This is a genomic window from Paraburkholderia sp. EG304 (assembly GCF_046543485.1).
GTDB lineage: Bacteria > Pseudomonadota > Gammaproteobacteria > Burkholderiales > Burkholderiaceae > Paraburkholderia > Paraburkholderia youngii.
In genome coordinates this window covers 153,124-168,614 of the sequence record NZ_JBKGUA010000011.1, presented here as the reverse complement: position 1 = coordinate 168,614, position 15,491 = coordinate 153,124, and the positions used below count along the sequence as shown (strand labels likewise).

The 15,491-nt window shown below is 63.7% G+C and carries 10 protein-coding genes and 1 pseudogene; 5 read left to right on the top strand and 6 right to left on the bottom strand.

The annotated features are described in order from the left end of the window. Positions 1–247: 247 nt before the first annotated feature. Entirely contained in the window at positions 248–1,774 is a 1,527-nt protein-coding gene (locus tag ACLFKU_RS16020; protein ID WP_410849711.1) for an aldehyde dehydrogenase family protein, read from the top strand. A gap of 108 nt (positions 1,775–1,882) precedes the next feature. Here ACLFKU_RS16020 and ACLFKU_RS16015 read toward each other — a convergent pair. Further along, a pseudogene (locus ACLFKU_RS16015) lies at positions 1,883–2,154 on the bottom strand (glutamate dehydrogenase); the annotation flags it as partial. Between the two features lie 392 nt (positions 2,155–2,546). Between ACLFKU_RS16015 and ACLFKU_RS16010 the strand changes: the two are divergent. The 4 genes from ACLFKU_RS16010 (at position 2,547) to ACLFKU_RS15995 (ending at position 7,752) form a co-directional block, all read left to right on the top strand. Then, positions 2,547–6,323 carry a type VI secretion system Vgr family protein gene (locus ACLFKU_RS16010; RefSeq protein ID WP_410849710.1) on the top strand — a complete coding sequence of 1,259 codons (3,777 nt, stop codon included), beginning with the start codon at positions 2,547–2,549 and terminating at the stop codon, positions 6,321–6,323. Between the two features lie 8 nt (positions 6,324–6,331). Beyond that, positions 6,332–6,922, top strand: a complete 591-nt coding sequence (locus tag ACLFKU_RS16005; RefSeq protein WP_368584558.1) for a hypothetical protein — start codon at positions 6,332–6,334, stop codon at positions 6,920–6,922. Positions 6,923–7,156: 234 nt separating this feature from the next. Beyond that, entirely contained in the window at positions 7,157–7,393 is a 237-nt protein-coding gene (locus tag ACLFKU_RS16000) for a hypothetical protein (protein ID WP_368584557.1), read from the top strand. Further along, the gene (locus tag ACLFKU_RS15995; RefSeq protein WP_410849709.1) at positions 7,390–7,752 is read left to right on the top strand and encodes a hypothetical protein; all 363 of its coding nucleotides are present in this window, start codon (positions 7,390–7,392) and stop codon (positions 7,750–7,752) included. The genes ACLFKU_RS16000 and ACLFKU_RS15995 overlap by 4 nt, the downstream gene beginning before the upstream one ends. Before the next feature lie 21 nt (positions 7,753–7,773). On the opposite strand, the gene ACLFKU_RS15990 is transcribed toward ACLFKU_RS15995, so the two are convergent. From ACLFKU_RS15990 to hemC, 5 genes are all read right to left on the bottom strand, one after another. Further along, positions 7,774–9,513, bottom strand: a complete 1,740-nt coding sequence (locus ACLFKU_RS15990) for a SulP family inorganic anion transporter (protein ID WP_410849708.1) — start codon at positions 9,511–9,513, stop codon at positions 7,774–7,776. A 114-nt stretch (positions 9,514–9,627) separates the two neighbouring features. Beyond that, the gene (locus tag ACLFKU_RS15985; RefSeq protein ID WP_368584604.1) at positions 9,628–10,662 is read right to left on the bottom strand and encodes an SDR family oxidoreductase; all 1,035 of its coding nucleotides are present in this window, start codon (positions 10,660–10,662) and stop codon (positions 9,628–9,630) included. Between the two features lie 158 nt (positions 10,663–10,820). Then, positions 10,821–12,011 carry a heme biosynthesis protein HemY gene (locus ACLFKU_RS15980; RefSeq protein WP_410849707.1) on the bottom strand — a complete coding sequence of 397 codons (1,191 nt, stop codon included), beginning with the start codon at positions 12,009–12,011 and terminating at the stop codon, positions 10,821–10,823. Positions 12,012–12,013: 2 nt separating this feature from the next. Further along, positions 12,014–14,005: a fused uroporphyrinogen-III synthase HemD/membrane protein HemX gene (gene hemDX / locus ACLFKU_RS15975; RefSeq protein WP_410849706.1), complete on the bottom strand. Its 1,992-nt coding sequence runs from the start codon at positions 14,003–14,005 to the stop codon at positions 12,014–12,016. Then, complete coding sequence (gene hemC / locus ACLFKU_RS15970) at positions 14,005–15,003, bottom strand: hydroxymethylbilane synthase (RefSeq protein WP_368584552.1); 999 nt, start codon at positions 15,001–15,003, stop codon at positions 14,005–14,007. The genes hemDX and hemC overlap by 1 nt, the downstream gene beginning before the upstream one ends. Between the last annotated feature and the right edge of the window lie 488 nt (positions 15,004–15,491).

Here is a 15,491-nt window from a genome sequence, read left to right as displayed (position 1 = left end):
GTTTGACAGTCCGCCCGACGCCCGCCGAGACCCCGTGCGGGCTCGCATCGTTGATCTGTATCAGCGTCGGCCGAATCTGCGGCGTTTCTGAACAACCGCTGCCCGCGCAACTGCTCCGAAACGGAACACTTCCGTTTTATAGCCCGGCGCAATCCCTGAAATTTCGCATGCCGATGCATTGGTACGGTTCCTGCCTGATATGGTCCCGCGCAGTCACCCGATCACCATCACAAAACGGAGACAAGTGATGAATCCATTTGACCTGAAAGCTCTTGGCATCGACATCGAGTATCCCTATCGCCAGCGTTATGAAAACTACATCGGCGGCAAGTGGGTGCCGCCGGTCGGCGGCGACTATTTCGACAACGTGTCGCCGATCAACGGGCAGCCGTTTTGCCGCGTGCCCCGCTCGAGCGCCGCGGACATCGACCTCGCGATCGACGCCGCGCACGCGGCGCGCCGCAAATGGGCGAAGACGTCGGTGACAGAGCGCGCGAATCTGCTGCTCGCGGTGGCCGAGCGCATGGAAAAGAACCTGAAGCTGCTCGCGGTCGCGGAGACGATCGATAACGGCAAGCCGCTGCGCGAAACCATGGCCGCGGACCTGCCGCTCGCCGTCGATCATTTCCGCTATTTCGCGGGCTGCATCCGCGCGCAGGAAGGCGGCATCTCCGAGATCGACGACAACACGGTCGCTTATCACTTTCACGAGCCGGCTGGCGTGGTGGGTCAGATCATCCCGTGGAATTTCCCGCTGCTGATGGCCGCATGGAAGCTCGCGCCCGCGCTCGCGGCCGGCTGCTGCATCGTGATGAAGCCCGCCGAGCAGACGCCGGCTTCGGTACTCGTGCTGATCGAACTGATCGGCGACCTGTTCCCTGCCGGGGTAATCAATATCGTCAACGGCTTCGGCAGGGAAGCGGGCGAAGCGCTCGCCACCAGCAAGCGCATCGCGAAGATCGCGTTCACCGGCTCGACGCCGGTCGGCAGGCGCATCCTGCACGCAGCCGCGGACAACCTGATTCCGTCGACGGTCGAACTCGGCGGCAAGAGCCCGAACATCTTCTTCGCCGACGTGCTCGATCGCGACGACGCGTTCCTCGACAAGGCGCTCGAAGGTCTCGCGATGTTCGCGCTGAATCAGGGCGAGGTTTGCACGTGCCCGTCGCGCGTGCTGGTCCAGGAGTCGATTTACGAGCGCTTCATCGAGAAGGCGATTGCCCGTGTGGAACGCATCAAGGCCGGCCATCCGCTGAACCTCGAAACGATGATCGGCGCGCAGGCCTCGCAGCAGCAGCTCGACAAGATCCTGTCGTATATCGACATCGGCCGGGACGAAGGCGCGCGGTGCCTCGTCGGTGGCGAGCGCGCGACGCCCGGCGCGGGGCTCGGCGAAGGCTTCTACGTGAAGCCGACGATGCTGTTCGGCAACAACGATATGCGCGTGTTCCAGGAGGAAATCTTCGGGCCGGTCGCCTCGGTGATGACGTTCAAGGACGAACAGCAAGCGATCGAACTCGCGAACGACACATACTATGGGTTAGGTGCGGGCGTGTGGACGCGCGACGGTACCCGCGCTTACAAGATGGGACGGGAGATCGAGGCGGGACGCGTGTGGACCAACTGCTATCACCTGTATCCGGCGCACGCGGCATTCGGTGGCTATAAGCAGTCGGGGATCGGGCGGGAAACGCACAAGATGGCGTTGTCGAATTATCAGCAGACGAAGTGTCTGCTGGTCAGCTATCAGGCTGAGGCGCTTGGCTTCTTCTGAGCGGAGGGCGCGCGTCGTTCACTGACGACGCGCGCTCTACCCCGCGCGTGCCACAGAGGCTGTGGTATGCGCGGGAGCCAGCAATTGCGCTGGCATCCCACCCGTCGCTCAGATCACGCCCTGCGCCAGCACGCGTCGGCGACCCGCACAAAGCCGGCGATATTCACTCCGTTCACATAGCTGACCGAACCGTCGTCGCCACGGCCATGTCGCAGGCAGACCTCATGAATGCTGCGCATGATGTCGTGCAGACGCGCATCGACTTCTTCGCGCGGCCAGGAGATGCGCATAGCGTTCTGACTCATTTCCAGACCCGACGTGGCGACACCACCCGCGTTGCTGGCCTTGCCAGGGGCGTACAGAACGCCGTTGCTTTCGAAGCAGCTGGTAGGAATCGAGCTTGTCCCGGGATGTAGTGCCAAATGAACCGACTCGTGGCATAACGATCGCCGGCAATTGGCAGGAACCCATGATGGCCGTGAGGCATCCGTTCGCCCGACGAATCGAATTTATCGCCCAATCACGCTAAAAATTCATCCAATTCCGATCGCCGCGGGCCATCTCCCTCCCGATACTTGTCGTTCGCACATAACAAGGAACGACGATGACGAACGGCAACGGCCGGCCAATGATCCGGCTCGCAGGCAATAGCACGGGCTGCGGCGCGATTCTGATTGCATCGTGAGCGTGCCAATTGCGAGAACTTGCTCACCTCCGTGAACACATCCTGGGTCTTTCCTGTGACGCACTACCCACATGGGGCAATGCGCCTTTGTTGTTTCCGCTCCGTCTGCGCGGCACCGAAACCTTAGGCAAGCTTTATCGATACACGCTCGATGTCGCGACGATCGAAAGTCCGACGCTCGGAGTGTGGCAAGCACAGGAACTCGTCGTGCCTGATCGCCTGATCGGCAAGGTCATCGACATTTCGATCGCTTTGGACGGCAACGGATTGGTCGGTCGTGACGGGTTGGTACGCGGCGACGCGGCATACGCGAGCGCCGACCGCCGCACGATGTCGGGCCTCATCACAGGCATCAAACAGATGGGCGCCGACGAACGGCGCGCCTATTACCGGCTCGTCGTCCGTCCCTGGCTGTGGCTGGCCACGAAGAATTGCGACAGCAGGATCTTCCAGGACGCCAGCGTGGTGGACATCACTGACCGGGTGCTCAAGGAGCGATATCACTTTCCGGTCGTGATGGAATTCGGCGCACCGGGCCTGCGCAACGGCTACCCGAAGCGGGACTATGTCCGGCAGATGTGGGAATCCGACTTCGATTTCCTCACGCGGATCTGGAGAGAATGGGGAATCTACTACCTGTTCGACGGAATGACCCTGGTACTGTGCGATTCGCCCGGCTCGCACAAACGACACGACAACGCATACGACACACTGCGCTACCACGCGCCGGACAGCAGGCACGTCGACGAGGAGCACGTTCACAAGCTCGAGGCATCGCATCAGATCACGACAGGCAAGGTCAGCCTCATCGATTACGACTACACGCGCCCCGGCGCGCGCTTCGAGGGCGAGTACGAAAGCCACAGCGAGCGGGCCTACGACAACAGCGAGCAATACGGCTGGGGCGACTACTCGCAGCCGCTTGCCGGTGCGACGGGACTGTCAGGTGAGCGAAGCGACTTCCGCGATGAAGCCGGGCACCTCGCGAGCGTGCGTGTCGATGCAATGCGCGGTCATCGTCTGCGGCTGAAGGGTCAAGGGAATCTGCGCGGTCTGACAACGGGGAAAACATTCTGGCTCGACAATCATCCGCAGCGGGAAGTCAACGCCGAGTATCTGGTCGTATCGACGACCCTCAATATCCGCAACGCACTGCAGAACACGCAGTCACCCGGCGCAGACACGAACGATGCGCTGCGCCAGTGCGTGACCGATTTCGTGCTCCAACCCGCCAATACGTTCTTCAAGAACCGTCCGAAGAAAAAGCCGCGTTGCGCGGCGGAAACGGCGATCGTGGTCGGCCCCGAGGATCAGCCGATATGGGTCGATGGATATGCACGCGTGAAGGTGCGCTTTGGGTGGGAGCGGCGTGCCCCGAAGAACGACAGCGCCAGTTGCTGGCTGCGGGTGTCGTCGCCGTGGCAAGGCAACGGCTTCGGCGCGATCTATCCGCCGCGCGTCGGTCAAGAGGTCACGGTCAGTTATCACGAAGGCGACCCGGACAAGCCTTACGTGTCGGACCGGATGGTCAACGGCCAGAATCAGCCGCCATGGAAGCTGCCCGACAACCAGGCGCTCTCGGGCGTCCTTAGCAGCGAACTCAAAGCGGGCTGTGCGAGCCAGACCAATCACGTCGTACTGGATGACACGCCGGGGCAACTGCAGGCACAGATCGCCAGCGACCACGCACAGTCGCGCCTCGTGCTGGGCTACAACACGCATGTCGTGCGCGACGCAGGCCGGCAGCAGGCACGCGGTGAAGGCTGGGAACTCGCGACGAATGCATGGGGTGTTGCGCGAGCCAACCGAGGCATGCTGATCACCACCGAGGCGCGTCACGGCGCGAGCGCGCCGGCAAAGGATGCCGGTGAGACCGTGGCGCGCCTCGCTCAGGCGCGCGACACCCACGAGAACCTCGCGAGTCTCGCGCGGCGACACGAGGCACAGGAACAGCAGACCAGTCAAAGCGAGGTCGCGCAGGCCATCAAGGCGCAGAACGACGCGATTCGCGGCGGCAAGGCAAGCGCGGAGCTTCCCTTTCCGCAACTGACCCAGCCCGAGTTGGTGCTGGCCAGCGCGGCGGGTGTCGGTCTCACGGCAGCGCAAAGCACGCACGTGGCGAGTGCCGAACACATCGCGCTCAGCGCGGGCGGACACGTCAGCGTCGCGGCGGTGAGATCGCTGCTGGCGTCCGCGGTCAACGGCGTGCGGGTGTTTGCGCAACATCTCGGCATCCGGCTCAAGGCCGCATCGGGCAAGGTGCAGATCGACGCGCAAAGCAATGACGTCGAGGTCATCGCGCAACGCGTCGTCAGCATCATCAGTAGAACCGATTCGATCAATCTGATGGCCAGCAGGGAAATCGTCTTTCATGCGGGCAACACGAAGGTGGTCATCAATTCGGATGGGTACAAGGTCTATACGGGTGGGGAGCATCGGGTCCATGCGAGCGGTCATCGGACCGAGGGGCCAGCGGCACGGCCTGTCAGTCTGCCCGTCACGCCAGACGATCCCGGCAGGCTGGCGGCGCATCATGTGCTGATCGAACACGATTCCGGCTTCGCGCTGCCGAACCAGCCGTATCGGATCACGCTCGACGATGGTCAACTGATTCAAGGTGTGACCAACGCGCTTGGCGAGGCGAGTCTCGTCACCAGCAGCATGCTTGCGTTCGCGACGGTCGAACTGCTTGCCGCCAGCGAGCCGGATAAAGTGATTGCGGTTAGCAGAGGCGCGGTGATCAGGGCGGCGAACGAGCCATTCGCCGGCGCGGTACCCAATGCCGAGAAGCGCGGTGCGACGGTCGCAGGAAAGGACGTGACCTCTCCCAACCAGAGCGCGACGACGGAACATAGACCACCCGAATTCGTCTCGTGCGATCCGATGAACTTCGGGCTGCGGTTTTATCACTTCGTCAACGGTGCGGCCGAGAGCGACACGCCAGTAGGTATGTCGATGCGCAAGGGTGTCGAGTACCCGGTGACCAAGGCTTATGCGGCTGCGATTAAGGCCGCGTTGCAGGGGATCGATTGGGGCGGGGTGGCCTGGCCGTTGACTCCCAATTCGATAAGAATGATTCAAAACGCGGTCATGCCGAAATTGGAAGACGCGCTCGGTGCCGGGCCCTTTGGATTGCCGCGAGGCTTTGCTGCTAGCCCGGAAACCAGCGGCGCCATGCCACGGGTTGTGATTGTCGATCCAGAGCGTGCAACGCAGTACAAGCTGCGACAGGATGTTAGCGCCGCATTCATCGGTGGGGATTGGGCGATCGTCGTCAACGAGAGCGAGATTGCGCGCATTGTTGAACTTAGGGACAAACCGGCCTCTCTCGATAACCGGCTCAGAGCATTTGCCGACACGTTGTATCACGAGTCTCGCCACTGCCAGCAGTACTTCTGGATGTTCTCTTTGCTTCAGCACTTTCCAGACGACTACAGGGACCTGCCGAACATTCGGTCGTTGTATTGGACAACGATGCTGAAAAAAGCCTACACAGCGGCTGAAAACACGCCGCTACCCGACGATCATCGCGTTCACATTGGTCTGCACAGGATGCTTGTATTTCACTACTACTGGCTAATTTCCTACCTACAGAACAAGCCGGGCTGGGAATACGTCAAGCGAGATATCCAGCGTGCTGAAAGGCAGGTGTGCGAGCTGCTGAATGTCTCTGCTGAAACAGCTCAAAGAATGGCGCAATTCGAAACTGGGTACAGGAGCCAACTTCATGAAGAAGATGCCTACGCCTGCGCGGAAGTGGTTCAGGCCTACTGGCGCAATTCTGCTGATCCTCTTGTTCGCAATCCCGGTACATGCACGGCTCAGTATGCCGACGCTCTCAGGACCGTCAGGGAGCTGAGATGAGACAGGCTGTGACTGACACCCAGCGCGACATGGCATTCAGAATATTGACCACCGCAATGGCGATCCTGCGGGACGACCAGCCCTTCGATCCCGCGCACACGATATTCGGGCAGATTCTTGCGGCTGATCCTCTGCGTGGTCAAGTAGGTGGTACGGAGTATTCCTTCGTGAATCCGGCTTTCCCGCGGACGCAAATTATTCTATTTGTGGCGCCGGATCCTGCCTCCCCCTCTGCCGACCGCACGAAAGTCACGCGAGTCGTAACCCACTTCACAGTCCGCTTCAGTCCGCTTTTGACAGACATTAACCGCTCGACGCTGGAAGATCTCCTCCAGGTCGATATCGGCTACTGGATCGACGGCAACGGCGAGCGGCGCCCGGGCAATGATATGGGAACGGTGCCGCCGCAGGTTCGTCTGCATCACTATCGCTATCGCGCTTCCACTCTGCCAACGAGCCGATTCCCAGTGGACGTCGAATTTGCTTTCGGCGACCCAGACCCAAACGATCCGGCGCCTGACGAACCCAACACGCCGGTCCTGATGGACGTTCACCTTGATCGTGACTATTCCGCGCTGCGCCCGCGACACCATGATTAGAGGCCGTCTTGATGTGACCTGCTAAACGTGCCTGCTCCCACACAAAAAATGGCGAAATTCGAAACCGGCTATAGAGCCAACTTCATGAAGAACATGCCGACGCTTGCTCGGAGGTGGTTAAGACCTACTGACATCATTCTGATGATCCTCTCGTTCGCAACCTCAGTACCTGCACAGCCCAGTACGTCGACGCTCACAGGACCGTCAGCGCCAGAAACTGAGACGAGAGAGACTGTGACCGACGCGCAGCGCGACATTGCCTTCAGCATATCGACCACTGCAATCCTGCGGGACGACCAGTCCTTCGATCCCGCTCGTACGATATTCGGCCGCATTCTTGCGGCGCGGCCTGAGCGCGGCGTGGCGGGTGTTACGGAGTATTCCTTCGTGAATCCGGTCTTGCCGGATACGCAAATCATCGTAGTTGCGATACCCGATCCGCTGCCCCCTCCGCCGACCGCGCAAAAGTGAAGCAAGTCGCGACGCACTTCACGATCCGCTTCAGTCCACTATCGACCGGCATTAACCGCTCGACACTGGAAGATCTCCTCCAGGTCGATATCGGTTACTGGATCGACGGCAATGGCGAGCGGCGGCCCGGCAATGATATGGGCACGGCTCTGTCGCAGATCCGGCTGCATAGCTATCGCTATCGTGCTTCGAATCTGCCGACGAGCCGATTTCCGGTGGACGTCGAATTTGCTTTCGGCGCCCGCGATCCAAAGGATCCGGCGCCGGACGCACCCAAAACGCCCGTCCTGATGGACGTTCTTCTGAATCGCGACTATTCCGCGCTGCGACCGCGACACCGTGAACAGAATCCGTCGTGAACAACTGGTGGCAAAGGGCGTCTATTCCTCCCCAACCGTCTCGACATAGTTATCGACCGCACTACTGACCGTCGGATGAAAGCGCGCATCGCCAATCAGATCGGTCAACTCGAAGCGTTTTAGCTTGTCGCGAACCGGATCTTTCATCTCCGCAAAGTGCAATGCAATCCCGCGCTCGTCGAGCGTGCGCGTCAGCTCCCGCAGCATATCGGCCGAGGTGACGTCCACGCTCGTCACCGGTTCGGCCGCCACCACCACGCGCTTGACCGGTGCCGGCGATTCCGCGACGGCTTCGAGCAGGCGCTCCTGAAACTGCTCGGCATTCGCAAAGAACAGCGGCGCATCCCAGCGAAACAGCACCAGTCCGGGGATTCGCTTCGCGTCCGGATAACGCTCCACGTCGTGATAGCCGCGCAAACCCTCGACGCGGCCGAGCACCGCGTAGTGTGGTCGCCAGCCGTCCCACAGAAACTCGATAACCGCGATCACCACCGCGAAGCCGATGCCCGGAATCGCGCCGAACACCGCGACGCCGGCAAAGCAGGCCATCGACAGCCAGAACTCCCATTGCTGGATGCGGAATATCCGCTTCAGGTCCGTGATCTCGAACAGACCGATCGCCGCCGCGATGACAACCGCGGCAAGCGCGCTGTTGGGCAGGTAGTGCATCAGGTTCGGCGCGACCAGCAGCAGCGCCGCGACCGCCAGCGCGCCGACGACGCCCGTCAGTTGCGTCTTCGCGCCCGCCGCCTCGGCGACCGGCGTGCGCGACGAACTGCTGCTGATCGGGAAACCGTGGAACAGGCCGGCCGCGAGATTGGCCGCGCCGAGCCCGACCATCTCCTGATTAGGGTCGACGCGGCTGCGAAAACGTGCCGCGAAAGTCCGCGACAGCACGCTGGTATCGGCGAACGAAATCAGCGCGACCGCGCAGCCGCCGAGCAGTATCTTCACCAGATCGGCGTCGGTGACCCACGGTAGCGCAAAGGTCGGCAGGCCTTGAGGGATCTTGCCGAGCACTTTCACGCCGACGCTATCGAGGTGCAATGCGGTCACGCACAACGTCGCGACGATCACGGCGATCAGAATGCCCGGCAACTTCTCGAAGCGCTTGAGAAACAGGATCAGCACGAGGCTTCCCGCGCCCACCGCGAAGCTGTACCAGTTGGATTTGCCATCGGCGATGGCCTGCACGAGGCTCACTATGTCCCGCAATGGCCCGCGCTCTTCGATCGAAATGGCAAACAGTTTGGGCAGCTGACTGATCAGCACCGCGAGCGCGATGCCGTTCATATAGCCGTATCGAATGGGCTTAGACAGCAATTCAGTGATGAATCCCAGCCGCAGCAAGCCCATCACGATACAGAACACGCCGGACACGATCGCCATCATGCTGGCCGCCGCAATCGCGCGCGACGGGTCGCCCGCCGCGACTTGCACGACCACCGCCAGAATCGGAGCCGCAAGCGCGGAGTCGGGGCCGAGCACGAGAATCTGGCTCGGGCCGAACAGCGCATACGCCAACAAAGGGACGATCGTCGCGTAGAGGCCGAACACGCCGGGGACCCCCGATGCCTCCGCGTAAGCGATCCCGACTGGCACCAGCATCGTGGTCAGTACCAGTCCGGCCGTCAGATCGCTCGGCAGCCAGCTCAAGCGGTACGCCTTGAGCACCGTCAGTCCCGGCAGCCAGCGCATCCAGCGGTGCGCGCTGCTTGCAATGGTCTGCTCTTTCTGAGGAACGGGCCTGTCCGCTTCCATTTTTGGAATGTTCGCAGTCGAGGACGCCGCGCCACGGATTGCGGGCGGCACTGTCCTTCGTAGGATAGTCCAGAGCTTTCATCGGCGACAGGGAGGACGCACACCGATTGCGCATCAAGGCCGCCTGCGCCTCAGCAGCCACCCGACGCCCCCAGCCAGCGCCAGCACCGCCGCGCCATACACCGCATTGCGATGGCGGTCGGTAAACAACTCCCAGCAGTACGCGCGCGCTTCATCATCGAAGCGGCCATGCGCGGTGTAGTGGCCGGGCACCGGCTCGTAGAGATTCGCGGGCGCATCGGCGGGCAATGGTTCATCGGTCAGTTGCCCGTCGTAACCCGCCCGCGCGAGATAGTGGTCGAGCAGCGTCGGCGCGATGCGGTTCGCGAGGATCGCCTTGACCGTCGACCACCCGACCCACACCTGCCGCCGCCGATGGGTGGCCGCAAAGTAAATCGCCCGCGCCGCCACCTCGGGCTGAAATACCGGCGCCACCGGCCGCGCCCTGCGCCCCGTGCGATTGAGTGCCCAGTCGAATTGCGGAGTATTGACCGCGGGCAGATCGACCATCGTCAGATGGATATCGACTCCGTCATGCAGCAACTCGGAACGCAATGAATCGGTAAAGCCGCGCACGGCGAACTTCGCGCCGCAATAGATCGACTGCAATGGCACCGACCGGTACCCGAGCGCCGAGCCGACATTGACGATCGTCCCGTGCCCCCGCGCGCGCATCACGGGGAGCGCCGCCAGCATGCCGTTGACCTGGCCCAGATAGGTCACCTGCGTGCCGCGTTCGACATCGCGCGCACTGAGCGCGGACACCGGCGCAAACGCGGTCGCCATCGCGACGTTGACCCACACGTCGATGCCGCCCAACTCGCGATCCACGCGCTGCGCGGCGCGCTCGATCGCATCCGCATCGGCGACGTCGGCGGGCAGCGCGAGTGCGCGCACGCCATAGGTCGCGGCGATCTCCTCGGCGGCACGCGCGAGCCGTCGCGGTTCGCGCGCGATCAGCCCAACGTCATAGCCCTGCCGCGCGAACTCGGACGCGGTGGCGCGCCCCACGCCGGCACTTGCCCCAGTAATGACGACGACGCCCTTGCGCTCGACGTCGCCGCTGCGGGTGTCGGTTTGCACCGTCATAGTGTCGCTGGCCACTTTGAACACCTCCGAGGTTGCGCATCCGATGAGGTGTGAAGCAAAGCGCAGTCCCGCCGATTCGAGCCGGACAGCGGCGCCGGAAAAACAAATGGCCGCAGCACGAGGCTGCGGCCATCTGGTAGCGGCTAAAGAGGCTTAACTCAAGTCACGTTCATCGCCAACGCACTCTCGCGATAGTGCTCGCTCGCCTTATCGGTGTCTCCAAGCTGCTCGTGCAGACGCGCGAGCGCGCGATGCGAGCGGATTTTCAGCGTCTCGTTGTCGGCGAGCTTCAGCGCGCGTTCGAGGAACGACTGCGCCTTGCCCCACAACTGCTGATGCAGGCACAGACGCCCCAGCGCGAACATCAGGTGCGCGTCTTCCGGCCGATCCTTCTGCCACGCCTCGGCCTTCTGGATCAGCGGCAACGCATCGCCGCCGGCCGTGTCCGGATAGCGGCGCAACAGCCGCGCATCCCAGTTCTGTGCAAGCGCTTCCTCGACGATCTTGCGCGCCTCCTGCGGGCGGTTCAGCGCGACCAGCAGTTCGGCGGCGGTATCGGCGAGGCGCGGCGAATGACGCTCGGTCGCCGACAGCGAATTCCACAATTCGAGCAGCGCCTCGGCATTGTGGCGACGGTCGCGCAGCAGATTTTCCGCCGCCAGCTGACGCAGCCGCACCGCGACCGCCGGATGGATCGCCTCGCGCTTCTCGAGCGTCTTCACGAGCTTCAGCACTTCGCCCCAGTTCTTCAATTGCTGCTGCGCTCGCAGCATGATCTGCTGCGCGTGGATGCGCCGCGCGCCTTGCGATTGCATCTCGGTCAGCGCATGGAGCGCTCCGTCGGCGTCGCGGCCGTCGGCGCGCATGTCGGCGGTGGCCATCAGGCGCGCGTCCTGCCACTCGGCTTCGTCGATCTGCGCGAGCCATTCGTCGCGCCGCCCGTATTCATGCATGCGATGCGCGGCGGTCGCCGCGATCAAACCGGCCGCGCCCTTGTTGTCGCCATTCGTGAGCGCGTCCTTGGCAGCCTTTTCCGCGCGCGAGAAACGGCCCGCGTACAGGTTGCCGATCGCGTCGCGCAACGCCGCGTGCGCTTTCGCGACACGCGCGCGTGCGCGGTACGCGGCGACGCGCTGCGGCATGCGCCAGATATTGCGGATGATGCGCAACAGCGCGTAGAGCAGGATGAACAGCACCACCAGCCCGACGATGAACAGATTCAGCGACATGTCGACGCGGTACGGCGGATAGATCAACAGCACCTGCCCCGCGTCGAAGCGCCCACCCACCGCGAGCATGACCGCGACGGCGAACAGTGCCGCGAGCCATAGAAGTCCCCGGATCGCCATGATTAACCCCGGTTCCGGTATTGATTGACGGCCTGCAGGCTCGTATCGAGGTTCGGCAGCTCGACCGCGGCCGAACCGGCGTCCACCTGCTTGACGAGATCGATGACCATCTGCGTGTCTTTCGACGAAGTGTCGAAGTAGCGCGTCAACGCGGACTGCGCCGCCTGCAGATCGGACTTCAGCGTGGTCTGGTTGCGCGACAGCAGCGCGAGGCGCGCCGACAGCAGACGCAGCTTCAGGTTCTGGCGCACGAAGTAGCCTTGATCCGGCGAGACCAGCATCGCGTCGGCGTTATCTATACGGCGCACCTGCACGAGGCTCGACAGCTGTTCGCCGATGCCGTGCGTGACCTCGTCGATCCACACTTCCCAGCGCGGCTTGCCGGTGGCGGCGGCCACCTTCGCGGTGTCGGCCCACGTGGCCGCGTGCGGCGTGGCACGAGGAATGGGTGCTTCACCCGACAGCGGCAGGCCGCTCACGTGATCGATCGCGTTGTCGAGTTTGATCGCGAGGCCGGTCAGATCGGTGGACGGCGCGGCCTTCAGCTTGTCGATGTCTTGCGCGATCGCCTTGCGCACCGCAAGCGCCTGCGGGCTATCGGACGCGGCGAGGCGCGTATCGGCGCTTTGCAATGCGAACAGCGCGAGCTGCGTATTGCCGGTCAACTGCAACTGCTGGCTGGCCGCCGACAGCATCTGCCCGACTTCGGCGAGCGTCCAGTCGTCGCGATTGCGCGCGAGGTCCGCGTACTGCTGTTGCAGCGCCTGCTGCGCGGCCTGCGCATCGGCGAGCTTGCCTTCGAGTTGCGCGACCTGCGAGTCCGATTGATGCACGGTGGCGAGCGCCTGGTCGATCTTGATGCGCAGTTCGTTGGTCTGCGTGTCGTTGGCCTGCTGACGCTGCGCGAGTTCCTGCTCGGTGCGCACCAGCTTGCGGTTCATCGCGAAGCCGCCCACGCCCACCGCGCACGCGATCACCACGATGACAAACCACAGCAGCGGTCCGCTCGTGCTGCTGCGCTTTTGCGCTTCGTACGGCGTGAAAGGTTGGTTCGGCGGCAAGGCGGCGCTTGCCGGCGGCTGAGGTGAGGCGTTCGTGGATGCGTTCGTTTCAGTCATGCGTGGTTGAGCCGGGTTGGACGATACCGGTTGGACGACGGGAGGCACGGCGGCCGCGGCCACGAGGGCGCGGACTATGCGCTCGTCGCCCGCGCCGGACACCGTAATCCTATCAAAACCCAATGCCCGCGCGGTCTGCGCGATGCGAGGATGCGGCGTGACGAGCGGCGCGTGTTTGAGCTGCTCGATCTCGCCGGCGGTCAGATGCTCGTGGGCAAGTTCCTGCAGATTGCGTACGCCCTCGGAGCTGGTCAGAAGCCATGCGTGCGGCGCGCCCGCGAGCAGTTCGTGCACGCGCGCCCAAGCGCCGATCGACGGCTCCGGCACGATGCGCCGGTACGCGGCGACCGTGTCGACTTCGGCGCCGGCTTCACGCAGGCGCTCGCTCAGCCATTCGCGGCCGCCGTCGCCGCGCACGATCAGCACGCGCTTGCCTTCGAAGCCCGCGGCGCCGAATTGCGCCTCGATCGCGGCAAACAGGCCCTCAGAGTCGAAGCTCGTGGATTCGTCGTCGGCGCCCGCCGCGGGGCTGATCACGCGATGCTCCGGCGCGCTGACGCCGTGGCGCGCGAGCGCATGCACGCTGCCCGGGCCGACCACGCCGACCGGCAGCGCGTGCGGCCAGATTTCGTGATGGCGCGCGAACGCGTGATCGACCGCGTTCGGCGACACGAACACGACCAGCGCGTAGCGTTCGAGCGACGCGAGCGCGGCGCACAACGGCGCGTCGTCGATGACGGGTGCGATGTCGATCAGCGGGAAGTCGAGCGACGCGATGCCGGCTGCTTCGAGCCGTTCGACGAGCTCGCTCGACTGGCCGGCCGGCCGTGTGATCACGACCGTGAACGGCGCCTTCTCGGGCGTACCGGCGGCCATCACTCGCTGGCCGCCGCGCCGGGCGCGGCCGCGGGACCGCTCGCGGTGCTGAGCGCGCGGACGATCTCGAGTGCCCCTTGCTGCGCGAGCGAATGCGCCACTTCCTCGCCGAGCGCGAGCGCGCGTTCGATGGTGGGCGCCGGCGCCGACGCCTGCGCGCTCAGCACGCGCTGGCCGTCCGGCGTCGCGACGATGCCGCGCAGATGCAGCGCGCCGTCGCCCCACGTTGCGTAGGCGGCGAGCGGCACCTCGCAGCTGCCGCCGAGCGCGCGCGACACCATCCGCTCCGCTTCGACGGCCGCCGCCGTGTGCTGATGATGCAGCGGCGCAAGCCATGCGGCGAGGTCCGCGCGATCGGCGCGAATCTCGATGCCGAGCGCGCCCTGGCCAGCCGCGGGCAGACTATCTTCCGGATCGAGCAGCGCGCGGATGCGCTCGGCGAGACCGAGACGCTTCAGCCCGGCCGCGGCCAGAATGATCGCCGCGTAGTCGCCGCGATCGAGCTTGGCGAGTCGGGTATCGAGATTGCCGCGCAACGGCCGCACGTCGAGATGCGGATAGCGCATGCGCAGCATCGCTTCACGCCGCAGGCTCGAGGTGCCGACCACCGCACCGGCCGGCAACGCGGCGAGCGAGTCGTATTGATTGGATACGAGCGCATCGCGCGGGTCCTCGCGCTCCATGATGGTGGACAGCGCGAAACCGGCGGGCAACTCCATCGGCACGTCTTTCAGCGAATGCACCGCGAGGTCGGCGCGGCCATCGGCGAGCGCGGCTTCGAGCTCTTTCACGAAGAGCCCTTTACCACCAACCTTGGACAGCGTGCGATCGAGAATCTGATCACCACGTGTCGTCATTCCGAGGATTTTTACGTCACAAGATGGATATAATTTGTGCAGCGCACATCGCACGTGCTCGGCTTGCCACATGGCAAGACGGCTCTCTCGCGACGCAATCACAAGCGTGTGGGGTGGCGTGGAAAACGTCTCGGTGTTCATTAGCTTGCTGCTGGATGTCGGGATGGAATAACAATCAATGTTAGCACGCGCCCTTATTTGTGCCCTTGGGTTCCAGAGCACCGCGGGGCGCCGTGCGCAAGCGGTATCGACGGAGGAGACGGGCTTCGCGTCGCGCGCGAAGGCCCCCATTCAGCGTTGTCGTGCACGGTCGTTCGCGCGCCGGGCGGCGGCATGCGGGATGATGCAATGCGGCGAACATGCTGCGGCAATGTGTGCCGTGCGTTCAGTCTCTTCGCGGGCTGGCTGCCCGTGGCTCCCTTCTCCCTCGTCGGCGTCGCGCGATCGGCAGCGCTTGCGTCGTTCCTCGCACGCGGTGCGGCACGCGCGGCTCGCTTCGAAGTGGGTCGGCAAGCGCCGTTTGCGGTCGCCGTCTCGACTCTTTGTTGCAGTCGCATTAGCAGTCTGTCTTGTAGTCCGTTGCGCAGTCCCTGTTGCACGCAGTTCACGTTGTACTTGCTGGTTGCAGT